The organism is Trichococcus flocculiformis, assembly GCF_963662535.1.
GTDB classification, from domain to species: Bacteria; Bacillota; Bacilli; order Lactobacillales; family Aerococcaceae; genus Trichococcus; species Trichococcus flocculiformis.
This window is the reverse complement of sequence record NZ_OY759718.1, coordinates 2,143,203-2,159,316: the sequence shown is the minus strand read 5'-3', so window position 1 is coordinate 2,159,316 and position 16,114 is coordinate 2,143,203. Positions and strand designations below refer to the sequence as shown.

17 protein-coding genes and 1 other annotated feature are annotated in these 16,114 nt (G+C 39.7%); of the genes, 12 read left to right on the top strand and 5 right to left on the bottom strand.

All coding sequences use genetic code 11. The features are described 5' to 3' along the window. The first annotated feature begins 214 nt into the window (after positions 1-214). The 3 genes from ACKPCD_RS10380 to mmuM all read left to right on the top strand — a co-directional run bounded on the left by ACKPCD_RS10380 (position 215) and on the right by mmuM (position 3,925). On the top strand, positions 215-961 hold the full coding sequence (locus ACKPCD_RS10380) for an SDR family oxidoreductase (RefSeq protein WP_086629118.1): 747 nt from the start codon (positions 215-217) through the stop codon (positions 959-961). 361 nt (positions 962-1,322) lie between these two features. Further along, positions 1,323-1,550: a binding site (T-box leader), on the top strand. A gap of 55 nt (positions 1,551-1,605) precedes the next feature. Beyond that, complete coding sequence (locus ACKPCD_RS10375; protein ID WP_321433134.1) at positions 1,606-3,015, top strand: amino acid permease; 1,410 nt, start codon at positions 1,606-1,608, stop codon at positions 3,013-3,015. Next, the gene (gene mmuM / locus ACKPCD_RS10370; protein ID WP_321433133.1) at positions 3,005-3,925 is read left to right on the top strand and encodes a homocysteine S-methyltransferase; all 921 of its coding nucleotides are present in this window, start codon (positions 3,005-3,007) and stop codon (positions 3,923-3,925) included. The genes ACKPCD_RS10375 and mmuM overlap by 11 nt, the downstream gene beginning before the upstream one ends. 261 nt (positions 3,926-4,186) lie before the next feature. Here the strand turns inward: mmuM and ACKPCD_RS10365 are convergent, their stop codons facing one another. The 3 genes from ACKPCD_RS10365 to ACKPCD_RS10355 form a co-directional block, all read right to left on the bottom strand. After that, a complete protein-coding gene (locus ACKPCD_RS10365; protein ID WP_321433132.1) occupies positions 4,187-4,426 on the bottom strand; it encodes a type II toxin-antitoxin system HicB family antitoxin in 240 nt (79 codons plus the stop codon). Positions 4,427-4,653: 227 nt separating this feature from the next. Next, the gene (locus ACKPCD_RS10360) at positions 4,654-5,043 is read right to left on the bottom strand and encodes a type II toxin-antitoxin system HicB family antitoxin (RefSeq protein WP_276646590.1); all 390 of its coding nucleotides are present in this window, start codon (positions 5,041-5,043) and stop codon (positions 4,654-4,656) included. A 233-nt stretch (positions 5,044-5,276) separates the two neighbouring features. Continuing rightward, positions 5,277-6,131: an aldo/keto reductase gene (locus ACKPCD_RS10355; RefSeq protein ID WP_321433131.1), complete on the bottom strand. Its 855-nt coding sequence runs from the start codon at positions 6,129-6,131 to the stop codon at positions 5,277-5,279. Between the two features lie 212 nt (positions 6,132-6,343). On the opposite strand from ACKPCD_RS10355, the gene ACKPCD_RS10350 reads away from it, so the two are divergent. From ACKPCD_RS10350 to ACKPCD_RS10335, 4 genes are all read left to right on the top strand, one after another. Then, the gene (locus tag ACKPCD_RS10350) at positions 6,344-6,835 is read left to right on the top strand and encodes a hypothetical protein (protein ID WP_319995852.1); all 492 of its coding nucleotides are present in this window, start codon (positions 6,344-6,346) and stop codon (positions 6,833-6,835) included. A 126-nt stretch (positions 6,836-6,961) separates the two neighbouring features. Next, entirely contained in the window at positions 6,962-7,723 is a 762-nt protein-coding gene (locus tag ACKPCD_RS10345; RefSeq protein WP_321433130.1) for a DeoR/GlpR family DNA-binding transcription regulator, read from the top strand. Further along, positions 7,720-8,532 carry a Cof-type HAD-IIB family hydrolase gene (locus ACKPCD_RS10340; protein ID WP_321433129.1) on the top strand — a complete coding sequence of 271 codons (813 nt, stop codon included), beginning with the start codon at positions 7,720-7,722 and terminating at the stop codon, positions 8,530-8,532. Before ACKPCD_RS10345 ends, ACKPCD_RS10340 begins: the two co-directional genes overlap by 4 nt. A 247-nt stretch (positions 8,533-8,779) precedes the next feature. Beyond that, on the top strand, positions 8,780-9,529 hold the full coding sequence (locus ACKPCD_RS10335; RefSeq protein ID WP_321433128.1) for an HNH endonuclease: 750 nt from the start codon (positions 8,780-8,782) through the stop codon (positions 9,527-9,529). Positions 9,530-9,633: 104 nt separating this feature from the next. Here the strand turns inward: ACKPCD_RS10335 and ACKPCD_RS10330 are convergent, their stop codons facing one another. Next, positions 9,634-10,053: a very short patch repair endonuclease gene (locus ACKPCD_RS10330; protein WP_321433127.1), complete on the bottom strand. Its 420-nt coding sequence runs from the start codon at positions 10,051-10,053 to the stop codon at positions 9,634-9,636. A 174-nt stretch (positions 10,054-10,227) separates the two neighbouring features. Here ACKPCD_RS10330 and ACKPCD_RS10325 point away from each other — a divergent pair, with 174 nt between their 5' ends. The 5 genes from ACKPCD_RS10325 (at position 10,228) to ACKPCD_RS10305 (ending at position 14,807) form a co-directional block, all read left to right on the top strand. Next, a complete protein-coding gene (locus ACKPCD_RS10325; RefSeq protein WP_321433126.1) occupies positions 10,228-10,608 on the top strand; it encodes a hypothetical protein in 381 nt (126 codons plus the stop codon). A 386-nt stretch (positions 10,609-10,994) separates the two neighbouring features. Then, complete coding sequence (locus tag ACKPCD_RS10320) at positions 10,995-11,222, top strand: helix-turn-helix domain-containing protein (protein ID WP_321433125.1); 228 nt, start codon at positions 10,995-10,997, stop codon at positions 11,220-11,222. Next, positions 11,212-12,288, top strand: coding sequence for a DNA (cytosine-5-)-methyltransferase (gene dcm, locus ACKPCD_RS10315; protein WP_321433124.1), 1,077 nt, complete (start codon positions 11,212-11,214; stop codon positions 12,286-12,288). Before ACKPCD_RS10320 ends, dcm begins: the two co-directional genes overlap by 11 nt. Next, positions 12,278-13,384: a DNA cytosine methyltransferase gene (locus ACKPCD_RS10310; RefSeq protein WP_321433123.1), complete on the top strand. Its 1,107-nt coding sequence runs from the start codon at positions 12,278-12,280 to the stop codon at positions 13,382-13,384. The genes dcm and ACKPCD_RS10310 overlap by 11 nt, the downstream gene beginning before the upstream one ends. Beyond that, the gene (locus ACKPCD_RS10305) at positions 13,377-14,807 is read left to right on the top strand and encodes a restriction endonuclease (protein WP_321433122.1); all 1,431 of its coding nucleotides are present in this window, start codon (positions 13,377-13,379) and stop codon (positions 14,805-14,807) included. The genes ACKPCD_RS10310 and ACKPCD_RS10305 overlap by 8 nt, the downstream gene beginning before the upstream one ends. Before the next feature lie 578 nt (positions 14,808-15,385). Here the strand turns inward: ACKPCD_RS10305 and ACKPCD_RS10300 are convergent. After that, the gene (locus ACKPCD_RS10300; protein WP_321433121.1) at positions 15,386-15,931 is read right to left on the bottom strand and encodes a hypothetical protein; all 546 of its coding nucleotides are present in this window, start codon (positions 15,929-15,931) and stop codon (positions 15,386-15,388) included. Between the last annotated feature and the right edge of the window lie 183 nt (positions 15,932-16,114).

Below are 16,114 nucleotides of genomic sequence, written 5' to 3'. Positions count from 1 at the left end.
CTTCACCGGAGATCACCGTTCTGAAGTCAGCCAAACATTTTGAACTTTCCAGCTTCTGTCTCTTGACTTCACCTTGAGGTTAAGGAGTAAGGTTCTAATAAGCCTAAAAAAGCACCCGGTGGTATAATAAAAATGGACAAACAGTTGTCAGATGCAGAAAACCGTTTTTCGATTCTTTATTGATACTCCGGTCAAATTGGAAAGGATGAAGATAATGGCAATCAAAGACAAAGTAGTAATCATCACGGGAGCTTCTTCAGGAATTGGCGAGGCGACAGCCCGACAGTTGGCAAGCAAAGGAGCCAAGTTGGTTTTGGGCGCGCGCAGGGAAGAGCATTTGCGGAAATTGGTTGACGAAATCGTTCAGGCCGGCGGGGAAGCTGTTTACCGCGTTACGGATGTCACCAAAATCGAGGATAACAACAAGTTGGTCGAACTGGCAAAAGAAAAATTCGGAAGAGTGGATGTCATTTTCCTTAATGCCGGCGTGATGCCGAACTCGCCGTTATCGAAGTTAAAAACGAAGGACTGGCATCTGATGGTGGACGTCAACATCAAAGGAGTTCTGAACGGGATCGAAGCTGTTCTTCCGGAATTCACGAAACAAAAATCAGGTCACGTGATCACCACCTCGTCCGTCGCGGGTCTAAAAGCCTATCCGGGCGGAGCGGTTTATGGCGCCACGAAATGGGCAGTCCGCGATCTGATGGAAGTGTTGCGCATGGAATCTGCGATGGAAGGCACCAACATCAGAACAGCCACGATCTATCCGGCCGCCATCAACACTGAATTGCTGGAAACGATCAGCGACGATAAAATGGCCAAAGACATGGGAATCATCTACAAACAATACGGCATCAGCCCGGATCGCGTAGCCAATGTGGTCGCCTTCGCGATCGATCAGCCTGAGGATACGAACGTCAACGAATTTACAATCGGACCGACGATTCAACCTTGGTGATAAAAGTCAGTAACAGCAAGCCTTCTGCGCCCAACTGAAAGGGGTGCAGCGGGCTTGCTTTATAGTTTTTTTCGAATGTTACCGGGGGAACTCTCCTCCGGTGAAAGAATGCTTGGACGGAGGAGAGCGTCAAAAACGACTCTGTTCTCCGTCCAGCGTCTCCCCGCCGGAGCAGAGCGACGTGATCGGTATCGTAGCTCCGGCCACACCCGCCTTGCCGGAGGACAGCGCAAGAACGGACAGCCAATTCCGGCCACCCCCAAAGCTCACACCAACTAAACAACAAGAATGAAAGTAAGCACAAAATATATCACAAAATAATTGACAACCATCCATCATTCTTGTATATTTATTAAAAATATATGAAACTTTGATGAGATAAGTAGCTGGGAAAGAAACCACAGAGAGTCTGCGAATGGTGAAAGCAGATGTTTCGGAATCAGCGAAAATGGTCTTTGAGTTATCACATGTGAGGGAAACTTAGCAGATGACGGGTACGCCCGATAGCGCGTGAAGGGATGACAGTCCCTTGCTGAGATAATCTTTTTGATTATGAACAAAGGTGGTAACGCGAGCATTCGCCCTTTCAATAGGGGGAGTGCTTTTTTTTTTATATTTTAATACATTTTTGGAGGGAAAAATTTATGGAGCAATCATTTGTAAGGGAAATGACATCAAAGCATCTAGTTATGCTTTCATTGGGTGGAGTTATAGGAACCGGAATCTTTTTGAGTTCGGGGTATTTAATTCAAACGACGGGTTCGATCGGAACCATCATCGCGTATCTGATCGGAGCATTTTTGGTGACGTTGGTCATGATGTGCTTGGGCGAATTGTCGGTCCACGAGCCTAGTACGAGTTCGTTCCACAACTACGCTTCAAAATACATCCATCCCGGAGCAGGTTTCGTGGTGGCGTGGCTTTATTGGCTGACGTGGACAGTGGCATTGGGTTCGCAGTTCATCACCTTGGCGATTTTGTCACAACGCTGGTTCCCCGGCATTCCCGCATGGCTTTGGTGCATCTTTTTTATCGGCATTATTGTACTTTCAAACATTATTGATGTGCGTTGGTTTTCCGTCAGCGAATTTTGGATGTCGTTGATCAAAGTGCTCGCACTGGCAATTTTCCTTATCCTGGGTCTGGGTGGCATTTTCGGATTTATACCGATTCAGGGAAATGAATCAGCAGCACTTTTCAGCCATTTGACGGAAAACGGTTGGTTTCCGAAAGGGGCAGGCTCCGTTTTCTTGGCGATCCTGTCGGCTAACTTCGCTTTTTCCGGTGCAGAACTGATCGGCGTAGCCGCTGGCGAAACGTCGGATCCCAAGAAAAATATCCCGAAAGCAATCCTGCAGACAATCATCATTCTCGTGGTTCTGTTCATCGGGACGATTGTTGTGATCGGTGCGCTGCTTCCGGATTCTGCGGCTAATTTGGATGAAAGTCCGGTGACCGTCATCCTGAATTTGATGGGTATCCCATACGCAGCAGACATCATGAACCTCGTCCTGATCACTGTAGTCCTTTCCGGCGCAAACTCTGGGGTCTACGCAGCATCAAGAATGCTGTGGTCATTGGCCAATGCAGGAACATTGCCGAAACGTTTCGCCAAATTATCCAAACGCGGGTTGCCGATTTACGGGTTGTTGCTGACCATTTTGGGTGGGCTTCTCTCCCTGTTTTCCAGCATCTATTCCGCGGACACCGTTTACCTGGCTTTGGTATCCATCTCCGCATTCGCGGTCGTGGCGGTTTGGTTGAGCATCGCTTGGGCACAACTGAATTTCCGCAAATACTATCTGAAATCGGGGCATAAACTGGATGAACTGGCTTACCAAACACCATTCTATCCAATCGTTCCGTGGCTCGTCATTATCCTTTGCTCCGTTTCGATCATCGGCATCGCGTTTGATCCGAACCAGCGGATTGCCTTGATCATCGGCATCCCATTCACGATCTTGTGCTTCTTTTATTACCAGTTATTCTTCAGCAAAAAGGCTTCTGTAGCAATCGAAAATCAAGAAGTGGGTGAGCTTTCCGATGAATTTTAAAGAGTGGCAAAAGAATCAAAAAGTGATCCTCATCGATGGTTCGATGTCCTTAGGTCTGGAGGAGCAAGGCTTGGACCTGAATGATGAGTTATGGACCGCGAAAGCATTAGTGAACGAACCGGATAAAATTGAAAAAGTCCATCAGAACTATTACGATGCCGGGGCAAACATCGCCATCACAGCGAGCTATCAAGCGACGGTTGCCGGGTTCGAGCGTTTGGGCCATACAACCGAAGAAAGCCGGGCTCTGATCAAAAGAACGGTAGAACTAGCGAAACAGGCCCAAACGAAAAGCCAAGGCCTGCAAGAAAAATGGGTGGCAGCTTCTGTCGGGCCATACGGTGCCTATTTGGCGGACGGCTCTGAATACCGTGGCAATTACGGTCTGTCGCAAACCGAGTTGGTCGATTTCCATCGCGAAAGGTTGGAGTTGCTGCTGGAAGCAGGGGCTGATTTGCTGGCCATCGAAACCATTCCGGACCTAACGGAAATCCAGGCTCTGATTGAATTGCTGGCCCAACATCCGAAGGCGACAGCCTGGCTGACAGTGACATTGAAAGACGCCCATCATTTATGCGATGGAACCGATCTGCGTGTATTCCAGCTATTGGCAGAGTCGTCCGAGCAAATCATTGCCTACGGCGTCAATTGCGTGCAGCCGGATTTAGTTTTGCCGGCCTTGGAATATCTGAAGGAGATTGCGACAAAGCCATTAGTTGCTTATCCAAACTCGGGAGCGACCTACGATGCCACTACAAAAGTATGGATGCACAGTCATGCGGTTGATGAAGTATTCTCTAACGAAGCTTTGAAGTGGCACGAGTCAGGATGCAAATGGATCGGCGGCTGTTGCTGCACATCATTCAAAGAAATCAGTCTATTGAAGGAAATCTTTTCCGCAATTCTTTAGTTGGAATAAACATAATAAAATAAACCCATCATCCTTTATGAAAAATAAGAGGATGATGGGTTTTGTGTCTTTTAGTAGTGGGGTGGTCATACCCCGAGTATTTCTTTCAAGCCTTGTTTATGACTTTCGTACTGCTTTCATTTATGGTTTGTTGTATATAAATCAAGTAAGGTGGTGAGTACTGTGAGGAAAATCAAAACAAAGCTTTGAAATGGAACGGCAGCTGTTGCTACACGTCCTCAAAAGAACTCAAGCCGACTGTCAGAAATCGATCTCAATCAGAGTGACTGTTTTATCCGGATACTTTCTCTCCAAGACATCCACCGCAGTTGCTTCAGGAAAATCTTGCTTACCATCTAATGCCAAGCCCAATACTTCTTTCGCCTTGGCGTTTGCTTCTTGGGCAGTTGCACCTTGTGTCATTGCTTCAGGTATATCGGGGAACTGGACGAGTATATAGCCACCGTCTTTTTCGAATGTTGCTGGATATAAAATTTTCATATTTTGCTCCTTCCAGGACATCGGACTAACTGAAATTTTATAACAAAAAAATCCTCGATAATCCACAGAATAAATTCGGTTCGCCAACCAATATTCAGGACTTAGGAGGATTTTTGTCTTGCGACATGAATAGTGTATCAGATTTTTATTTGGGTTGTAAATATCAAATGGCATTAAAGTGAGACCTCATCTCCAACAAGGATTGCTATATACGAACATCCAACTGCTTAATGTATCTGTAATTTCTCCTTCAACACTTCCGTCAATGTTTGCGAAAAATTGATGCCTTCTTTTTCCGCGAGTGCATTGACGTAATTCGGAATCGTCAAAGTTTTCTTGATCATTTTCGTGTTTTCCTTGAGTCTAGCCACTTCGAGATTTGCTTCGATCGGAATCAACAAATCTCCCTTAGAAGGAGAAATTTCATCATATTCGGATGCCGGAGGAAAAGCCTCTTTTTCATCCTCAAGCCAAAGCAGATAGCCTTCCAAAGCATCTTTTGCCATGTGCAGGGCATCGGACATGTCATCTCCGCTGGTGAACAACTCCGGTAAATCCGGAAACGATATATTGAATTGCGTGCCTTCGGGATTAAAAATAGCATAATATAAAATCATCAGGATACTTCCTTTCTCATTGCGATGTTGAGGGGAATCATCAATTATGGTCCGCTTAATCAATTCGTAACCTTCTCGAGAGTCTGCATCGACCTTCTTTGATACGTAATATAATACGTATTTAAATTAGTGTCAACTATAAGGCAACTTACAAAGTTTACTAAAAACTAAAATCCTCCAGAAATGCTTTGTGTAAGCATTTCTGGAGGATTTTCAAATTGTTCTTATTTTAATTAATCAGCCGGTACAAACTGGCCCAATGCTTCTTCTTGTTCTTTAAGCGTCATTGTGTAGTAGCGGAACCCTTTGTCCAGTTGGCGGATTTCGTTCATTTCTTCCTCAGTCAATTCGAAATCGAAGATGTCGATGTTCTCTTTAATGTGCACCGGATTTGATGATTTTGGGAACACAATGATGCCTTCCTGAATGTGCCAACGCAGGATGATCTGGGCATTCGTTTTTCCATATTTTTCTGCCAACTTGGTGAAAACAGGCTCTTCGATCAAGGTCGCATCGCCATGTCCCAGCGGATACCAACTTTCGATGACTGTGTTATAAGGGGCGATCCGTTTCTTCAGATCATTTTGTTGATAGTAAGGGTGGCATTCAACCTGCAGTACAGATGGATGGATCGTTGCGGCAGCGAGTACTTCTTCCAAACGCTCGGATTCGAAGTTGCTCAAGCCGATGCTCTTCACTTTACTTTCAGCGACAGCTTTTTCCATATCTTTCCATGCGCCCAGGTAATCCCCGAACTGTTGATGCAAAAGAAGAAGGTCGATGTAATCCGTCTGAAGACGCTCCAGCATTTTGTCGATTGCTTTTGCCGTCTTGCCTTCTCCGTATTCGCTTGGCCACAATTTCGTCGTGATCCAGATTTCTTCTCTCGGAATGCCGCTTTCTTTTACAGCTTGACCGACTCCGCGTTCGTTTTGATAGGCATGCGCAGTATCGATGTGGCGATAGCCTAATTTGAAGGCTTCCAAACAAGCTTCTTTGGTCTTTTCGTCCCCCGGAATCTGGAAGACGCCCAGTCCGAATTGCGGGATTTTGTTTCCATCGTTCAATGTGATATACGTTTGCTTCATAGTGATTTTCCTCCAGCTATTTATTTGTATAAGCCTACTTTAAACCTTGGAGTGTACTCCAAGTCAAACGTAAAGTGCTATTATTTGAAATTTTATTATGCGTTTACAAAACGAAACGAGCAGCAATATTTACTTAAGTTGCATCCCTTGCAAATTTTCCGGATTAGTCATACAATGATAGCGATTACAACATTATCGAAAGGGCGGATTGTATGAGTCAAACAGTGTATACCAACTATTGGCAGAATCGTATCGGCAACATTCGTAAGGAACACGGCAGCTATAAAACTGAGGAAGAAGCGATTGCGGGGATCAAAGCCTGGTGGGAACTGCATAAGGAAAATCACAAGCATGTGCAGTACAACCGCACCAACAGCGGTGCTCTCGAAATCGTCTACGACGACAAAAACTATGTCTATCGGATCGAAAAACGCACAATCGAAGGCGCCTTGCCCAAACGAACGTACCGACTGAAGAAAGCCGGAGAAGTGGAATCGCTGCGAGGGAAATACAATCTTAACAAAGAATCGTTCCTTTTCGATGAATTGCCTGAACCAATACGCGACAGGCTTATCCTTGCGATGGCTGACATCCAAAAAGCTCGAAGCCATGTCTATGACAAAGAAGGCCGCCTGATCCGCGGACTTGAAGAAAAAGTCATTTTGAAGAATAGCTCTTCGTTCAAAAATAAAATCTTAATTTGAATGTCTAAAAATAACCCAGCACAAACGACTAAACGTTTGTGCTGGGTTTTTAATTATTTTTAACACTTAGATAAACTTGCAAATGCTTATAATTGCTTATATAATTCAATTAAAGGTGGTGGGAAGATGTACCAAGAAGAGCGCATTCAGCAGATCCAACAGCTGCTGGAGAAGAAAAAAAGACTTTCCAAAAAAGAAATAATGGAAGCATTCCAGATTTCAGCTGACACTGCGCGTCGTGATATCCTGGAATTCTTGAAAACCGGAATGGCTGTCCGTACTCACGGAGGCATTATGTTAGCCGAAGACAGAACGAAGATACTCAGTTTTGGAGAACGGACAGGCATGCATAAACCCGAAAAAGAAAAAATGGCTGAGAGAGTTTTGGAAGAAATACCAGAAAACAGTACGCTGTTTTTGGATGTCTCGACTACGTTATTGTTGGCAGCGCAGAAATTAAACAAAAAGTGTACGGTCTATACGCATTCGCTGGACAATGCTTTTGCATTGGGAATGAATCCCAAAATAAAGGTTCACCTTTTGGGCGGGGAGTACAATCATGAGGACAGGTTTTTCTTTTCGGTCCGGAGTTTGGAAGAAATCGATTCGATAAAATTTGATATTTGTTTTATCGGCGCCGCAAGTTTGGAGAAAGAAGGCATCTTTTTTAAAGAACCGAACAACGCCTTGATCAAGCAGAAAGTGGTAAAACAAAGCCGGCAAGTGGTACTGGTTGCTGAAAATCAGAAATTCAGCAAAGAAGCGCAGTACAAAGGCGCAAATTACCAGGACATCGATTGCTTCATTACAGATAAAGGTCCGACAGCAAAGCAGCAGGCTTATTTCGAAGATCAAACAGAGATCATCTTTGAGGAGGAAACGATATGACAAAGGTCGAGTTGGTATTCAGCGATATAGACGGCACGTTGTTGGATTCTAAGCATGAAGTTACAGCCGAAGCAAGCCAAATCATTCAGGACTTGGTGAAGAAAGGCACGAAAATCATTCTGGCATCCGCCAGACCACCAGGGGCAATGACTTCAATCGCCGATGAAGTTCACTTGTCTTCACCACTGGTTTGCTTCAACGGAGCTCTGATCACCCAATATAAAGAAGGATCATTTGATGATCTGTACAGTCTGACTTTAGAGCGACTGGACGCGTTACAACTCTATCAAACAATATCCACAAATTTTCCGGATATAAGCTTCAATATCTATTCCGGCGAGCGGTGGTACGTTGAACGAGAAGATGAGTGGGTCAAGCAGGAAGCGGCCATCACCAAAATGGATCCGGAAGCAATCGCAATGGAAGATTTCCTGAACGAGCATTTTCCTGTCCACAAGATACTGTGCATGGGAAATCCGGATGACATTCAAAAATTGGAGGATGAGCTGGCAGGTGCAAACTTATCAAACATTTCCTACTACCGATCAAAAGACACCTATATGGAGATCGTCAATAATCAAGTATCAAAATTAGGTGCACTCCACTTTTTATGCGAAAAATATGGCGTTGCATTAGCAAATACCTTAGCGATCGGAGACAATTTCAACGATATGCCGATGATCATACACGCTGGTAAAGGAATCGCAATGGGCAACGCTCCTGACGAAGTAAAACAAGCAGCTGATTGTGTAACGGATACGAATGATGAGAATGGGTTTTATAAGGCTTTGGCAAAGTGTATTGGATAAACGAAACGGATTCAGGAAGTGCACAAAAAAATTAAATGATATTTGGATTGTTCCTCAAAAACAAGCGCAAACACTAAAACGTTTGCGCTTGTTTTTTGTCTGTTCATTGAACTTACATTGTAGACCCCTTAAAAATATCCAAACCTTCTCCCGATTGTTTCATGCTCTGTTGAGAGAAAATAATCCAGCTTTATTTTTCTTGCATATTTACCTAAAGCTGCTATCCTAAAATGAAGAGGTGAAGCAGATGATATACAACGATAATAATGATAAATTTCAGCATTGGCTTCGGGAAAAAGGACTTTCTCCAAGTTCAGTCAGCAAATACGCTTCTCAATCACACAACAGAATTCTTAAGGATCTTGGTGTCAGCTTTTATGAGCTCAATTCAGTAGAGCAATTGAATCAGTTATTGCTGGACGTTCGGAAATTGGAAAAACTGATGGAAAAAGATCCTCGAAGAATGTATTCATCTGCTGTCAGCAATTATATAAAATTTCAATCTGAAACAGCAGATTTCTCAAATACCCTTGAAGATAATAAATATGAGTTCAGGGTGGAAGAAACTTTAGCTAGTTTGGCAAACATGCCTGAATATAATAGCTCCCCTCGGCCTCGAGCAAAACTTATTGAAGGTAGCGCAACTCGTTATGCAAGAGATGCTAAAGTCGGAGCTGATGCAATTGCATTATCAAATTATGAATGTCAGATAGATTCCTTCCACAAATTTTTTATTTCCAGAAGAACCCAAAAAAACTATGTTGAGGCACACCATATAATTCCGATTGCCTATCAAGGAATCTTTAAATATGGGATTGATGAAGTTGAAAACATAGCATGTCTATGCCCTGTATGTCATAGTTGTATTCATTATGGTGTAAACTATGAACGTGTGCACCTCATTGATCAACTGTACAAAAAATTTCAAAAAAAGTTGTATACAATCGGGATTGAAATCCAACAAAAAGAGCTTTTGGAGCTATATCAAGCAAAGTAAGTAGAGAAATTTTTACAATTACAGCAATTCGGGTGAGGGATGATTTTTTTACTAGATAGTTCATTTATGTTTTGGATATCTTTCAGAATATTATTCATTTCCCTTTATTGTTTTAATTTTGAATTATTGATGAAATTTACAATCATATTTATGGTTTCTTCAAAATCATTACGAATATCATGCTCCCATACTCTTAAAATGTTCCAATCATTTGATATATAGAAAGAGTTGACTTCAATGTCCTTCTCTATGTTTCGATTCAATTTTTTATTCCAAAATTCAACGTTGCTTTTAGGACGGGACCCATGGATTGGACAACTATGCCAAAAACATGAATCTATAAAAATGACTATTTTGTACTTTGCTATAGAAGTGTCAGGATTTCCGAGGAGTTTTCTGTTATTCCTTCTATAGCGTATACCTCTTCTAAATAGTTCATGGACCACCCTATTCTCTAAATTTGATTTTTCTCTGATTTTACTCATTAATTTACTTCTTTGCTCAGGCGTAATCCTGTCCGTCATTAATATCACCTACCTATATTTAGATTGAGAAATAGGCACTCTAGTTTAAATAATACTATATTTTTGCCCACTTGGATTGCATAAGTATATGTAAAATGGGGTTCACGCTTTACATAACAGAACATATGTTCTATTATGTGGGTGTGTAGAAGAAAAAATCTAAGGAGTAAGAACATGGGACAAGATAAATTAACTTTTTCAGATTTTAGTGATGTTTTTATGGTAAAGATTGTGGATCAAATGTTGGATATATATGAGATTCGTGACGTTGGAAATGATAAGTGGGAAGTTGAAACATATAACACACGGCTTCCTATTGGGATGACAAGCAATGATAATTTTTTTTCTAACTCTGTTTTTATCCTTAAAGGACAAGTCTACTATAGTCTGATTGATGCAATTGATGAGCGCGAGGAATCTGAACAATATGAGCATTACATAGAAAGTGATGAGCAAACATATCTATTTCATGCGTATCAACGTTATTCACAATTATATGATGAAGGGTATATTGATTTGTTTAATAAGGTAAAACTGGGTAATAATCTGTACTAATAAGTTTTGTAAATCCAATCGGTTTTTCAATTTATAGCTTACCATTCTTGGCTTTTTTTACGGCTTTTTCAGATTAGGAATATTAAAAAGTCAAAATCCTTGTTTCCGAATTTTATGTTCAAAAAAAATAACTTGAGTTTCCTAAGCAATTCAGGTAAAAAGATACTTCTTGTACCTCTGCTGCTAATGAACATTCTGTTTTACGATTGTATGAATCTCTTTGTTAAATTTTTATTCGCATGATGTGTAATTGCTAATTTTGTTACTCTCATATAGTTTTACGTTATTGAAAAAAATAATATTATCATAGTTTAAAGGATTGTTTACAAGGGAACATTTATTTGGTATTCTCTTTTAAGAGAATAAAATTCTGTAGGAGGTGAAAAATGACTATTTCGTATGATTCATTATGGAAAAAATTAATAGATAAAAAAATGACACGAACACAGCTGAGAGATATGGCAGATATATCTAATTCTACTCTTGCACGTTTGAGCAAAAACCAAAACGTAACGGTTGATGTGATTGATAGAATCTGCACTGTTCTAGATTGCGATGTATCAGATGTGATGAGCTCAATTCGGGAAAAGGTTGTTGTTGAAAGTGGAAAATAAAATTAAAGGCATGTCGCTTTTCTCAAGTTCTGGTATAGGAGAATTTTTTCTTTCAAGAGCTGGAATTGAAATTGTCGTGGCGAATGAGTTAATTCCTCGAAGAGGGGAACTTTATAGAAAAATTTATCCAAATCATTGTATGATAATTGGCGATATTACAAACGAGCAGATTTTCAATGAGGTCCGCGATATTGCAAAAAAAAATAAAGTTGAATTTATGATTGCCTCACCTCCCTGTCAGGGCATTAGCGTGGCAGGGAAGAATAGAAAGATTGAAGATATGGCGCAAGATGAGAGAAATTACTTGATTACATATGTTATACGAATGATCCATGAAGTAATGCCTAACCATATTATTATAGAAAATGTTCCCTCGCTTTTAAAGTTAAAGTTGTTCATTGAAAGTGAATTATTAACTGTTGAAGAAATTTTAGAAAAAGAATTTAACGATAGCTATGAAATTGACTACAACGTTCTTGATACTTCAGATTATGGAACCCCTCAAATACGTAAGAGAGCGATCATTCGTATGTATAAGAAAAATACTGAATGGAAATGGCCAAAGAAAATGGAAAAAAAGGTTACAGTGAGACAAGTAATAGGGGATTTGCCTTCATTGGAAGCTGGCCAAAGATCAGATATCAAATGGCATTTTGGTCGTAATCATGATGAGAGGCAAGTATTGTGGATGAAGCATACGCCAACTGGTCACTCTGCTTTTGAAAATGAAAAATACTTTCCGCAGAAAACTGATGGTACACCTATAAAAGGTTATCAATCGAGTTATAGAAGAATTAAGTGGGATGAACCTTCTCCAACTATAACTATGAGGAATGATGCAATCAGCTCACAAAGAAATGTTCATCCGGGTAAACTTATGCATGATGGAACTTACTCAGATGCACGAGTGCTGTCAGTACTTGAATTGATGCGACTGACTGGCTTGCCCGATGATTGGCCAATTCCGGATGATACGCCAGAAATTTTGATTCGGCAAATAATGGGAGAATGTATTCCCCCATTATTAATTGAATCTATTGTAAAGGAGTTTACGTATGAAAATTAATGCGATTTCGCTGTTCGCCAGTGCTGGAATCGGAGAATTGAACCTTCACAAAGGAAATCTAAACTTCGTAGCTGCAAATGAATTACTTGCCAAACGAGCAGAGACATACGAGTTTTTTTATCCAGAAGTGAAGATGTTTCAAGGAGACATCGTTGATGACGAGTTAAAATCTGAAATGATTAACTTCGCGAAAAAAAACAATGTGAAGTTTTTACTAGCTACACCACCTTGCCAAGGCTTGAGTTCTGTTGGACGGAATAAACATCAAGATCATTTCATTAAGGATAGGAGAAATTTCCTTGTAATGGAAGTGTTTGATTACATTGACAATTTGGATTTGGATTATGTGCTGATTGAAAATGTGCCTAGATTTTTAGAAATGTACTTTCCGTATGACAGTGGTTTTTATTTGCTTGAAAATATTCTAAAATCTAGGTATGAAGGAAAGTATGTCATAGACATTCGAGTGCTTAATGCAAAAGATTATGGAATAAGCCAGTCAAGGCCTCGTGCAATTATAAAGATGTTTAAGAAAAAACTTGAATGGCCATGGCCGCTTGAGCAACCAGAAGTACCGTTAAAAGATGCTATCGGACATTTGCCATCCCTTGATTCTGGAGCAAAATCTGGAATAAAATGGCATGAGGCAAAAGGGGCAAGACCAGCAATTGTTGAAGCAATGCGCCATACAAAGCCCGGTACAAGCGCATTTTCAAATAAGGTATATTATCCTAAAAAAGATAATGGTGAACGAATCAAAGGATTCCATAATACTTATAAACGCATGGTTTGGGATAAACCGGCACCAGCTAGAACAACCTATAGCGGCAGTATTAGTTCACATAATAATGTTCATCCTGGGCGAGTGATGTCAGATGGTACATATTCAGATCCACGGGTGCTAACTCTATTGGAAACGTTCATTGTAAGCTCAATTAGAACCGACATCGAATTTCCAAAGGGTTCCTCAGATAATTATATTAGAACGATTATTGGTGAGGCGATCCCTCCAAAATTGTTAGAAGAAATTTGTTTTCCGAATGGAGAGGATTTAATTGGTAGCACAGAGCTACGAACGGAAGCACTGGGTGTTTAAAAAACATACGAATGACATGAACTTGTTTACTGAGGTTGCCCTTTATCTGAAATCAAATAAGGCTGGGATTTCTATAGATGAGAAGAACCGTATGTACGAAGAGTTTAGTGAGACACCATTTTACAATCCAAGAAAATCTCTAAGAGACGAACCGTTAGATGCGATAAACCATAAACTTGATGGACTGAACTACTATATGTTTGGGTACTCAGATACTCTTAATGGTAGAAAAAAATTCATCTTTAGTCCACTGGGAAACTTGTTTTTAAAATACCTTGATGATACCGAAGCCCTTTCTAAAATATTTGCAACAATGCTAATAGGGATTCAGTTTCCGCATCCGTCAAGCAAACCTAGCGAAGATTTTAGTCTTTATCCTTTCAGATTGATTTTTAGGTTGCTAATTGACCCAAAATTAGACGGAATTTTATATCATTACGAAGTATATAGGTTCCTAATTTATTTGGACAATATGACAGAAGAATTGTATGAGCAATTGATTTCGGAAATATTAGCTTCACGAAATGAAAGTTTTAGTAAAAAATTTGAGTATTTAAAACTGTATGAACATGAAATTGTAAAATCTGTATACGAATGGCAATACTATGTTTCACCTCTTTTAGCTGCTATCAAAGTGATTCACAAAGATGATGGTGATGAATCAGTTGATTTGTACCATCCTCAAAAGCCAAATAGCAAATCGGGACCAACAAAACGAATAGCAAATAATGGTAGTATTTCACTCACAGAAACGGTAAAATCATTAATTATAGAATTACTAAATAACCACTCAATCTATGATACTCCACTTAACCTGGACAGCACTAATCGCAAATCAGGAGATGTTGTCAAGGAAATTTATTCTTTTTATCCAGACGAGTTGCTAAGAGTAATTGGGGAAATTCCAGAACCTATGCAAATGCAGTTGCTTGAATTGCCTAAGTTAATTGAAGCATATTCGATTAATCCAGAGAACCGGACTGCTGATAAATTTGAGGACGTTTTGGAGGATGCCTTTAATATGTTTGAAAACGTTGATGCCCAGAAACTTTCAGGTGCAGGTAGAACTGATATTGAATGTCTATACTTAGATATTAATAAAAAATTTGCTGTCGATGCTAAATCAACTTCAACAAAACTAAGTGGTATTAATGCAGGTAGGTTAAGAAGACACCGTGAGTTGATTGGAGCACAATACACAATAGTAGTTACGCCACGTTATGTGCCGAGTGTGAAGTATGATATAGAAGGGCAGGAAATAGTAATTATTAAAGCAAATACTCTTTCAGAATATTTATATAACAATATTATTTCGAATAATAGAAGAATGGATTACGGTGAAATTGAGGAGATTGTAATCAATAATATGGGTACTGATATTAGTCTAAACGTCTCTGAACTCACCTTGTCAAAATTCGGATAAATAAGACCGGATCCACATAAAAACTTGCTCCCTGTAATGAATAGGGGGCAAGTTTTTTTAGTTCCAATAGTCTGAATGGTTAGTGAAAAATAAAAGATAAGAGTATTGCTTAAGAAAACTTCTTCTAAAGCAAGTTTGGTGAATACCTATATACATATTCCCATAATCAATTGTGCTTTTTTTGAAGGTAAATCATAGATGATATTAAACAATCTTTTCTAATAAGCCTATTTTTGCCCGACCGCAAGTCATTCTTTTAAGCAGTTTCTAGCGATCGTTTTATCTAATCCGTACCCGTTTGCTGAAGAAGAGCAGAAAATATTGTTTAATCGTCTAAAGTTCACTGCAGATTTTCATTGTATAATTGTGTAAATATCCGTTGTTAGGTATCAGTTTCTCTAAGAAAACTCAGGAACAGAATATAATCTGTGTCATTTATGGATTTTCTGAATGTTTGAACACTCTGATGATTGGTATAGCATTTAAATATCTGCCTGACTACCCCTAATTCTTCGTGATTAAGAACCACAGGGATCTCTCAAAAAAACACTCTAAAGAGAAATGTGAGTCTTGATTGCTCAATTGAGTTGATCAAAATTATTGACATAAGATGTCAGGTTAATATTTGAATGTATCTCTTTAGCTTGTATTGCATTTGCTTTGATATTAATGTTGGCTCTCCCATCAGGAGTCTTCTTGATTTTTGCAAGCATCCGTTTCAAAGTTTCATTATTAATGACCAAAGAATTAATGTGTTGAGCAGCATCAGTATAGTTAAATATAACAAAATCAACCTTTTTTTCTATATCAGGTTGTAATGTGTACCATGCATTATATGGTCCTTCATGGTATGAACTCTCTTTGTAAATTAAGTTTACATGGTTGTCGTTCTTTGAGAGTTTCCATAATCTGATCCTGTTTTCAGTTGTAGCAGTAACCTTGAAACCCAAGGCTTCTAATTTTTTTGTAATATCTTCTTTTTGACGGCTTTTACTGTTTTCTAAAATAATCTGATGGTTCAGCAGTTGCCGTGTGATTTCTAACGACTCTTCATTTAGTTCTTTGATCGCGTCTTGTATTTCCATTTGACGTTTAATTAAATTTTGTAGGTTCTCATTTTGCATTTTCACCACATCCTGATCCAATTTGATTTTAGTATCTCACAAACATTTACCTCGATCAATTGGAAAAGACATGTAACACTTTCTAGGTGAAAAACAATAAGATGAGCATTTCAAAAAGCAGAGTATTTAAGCTAACTTGGCTAGACTACAGTATAAATATATCTAGTAAAGAAACCTGTTAAA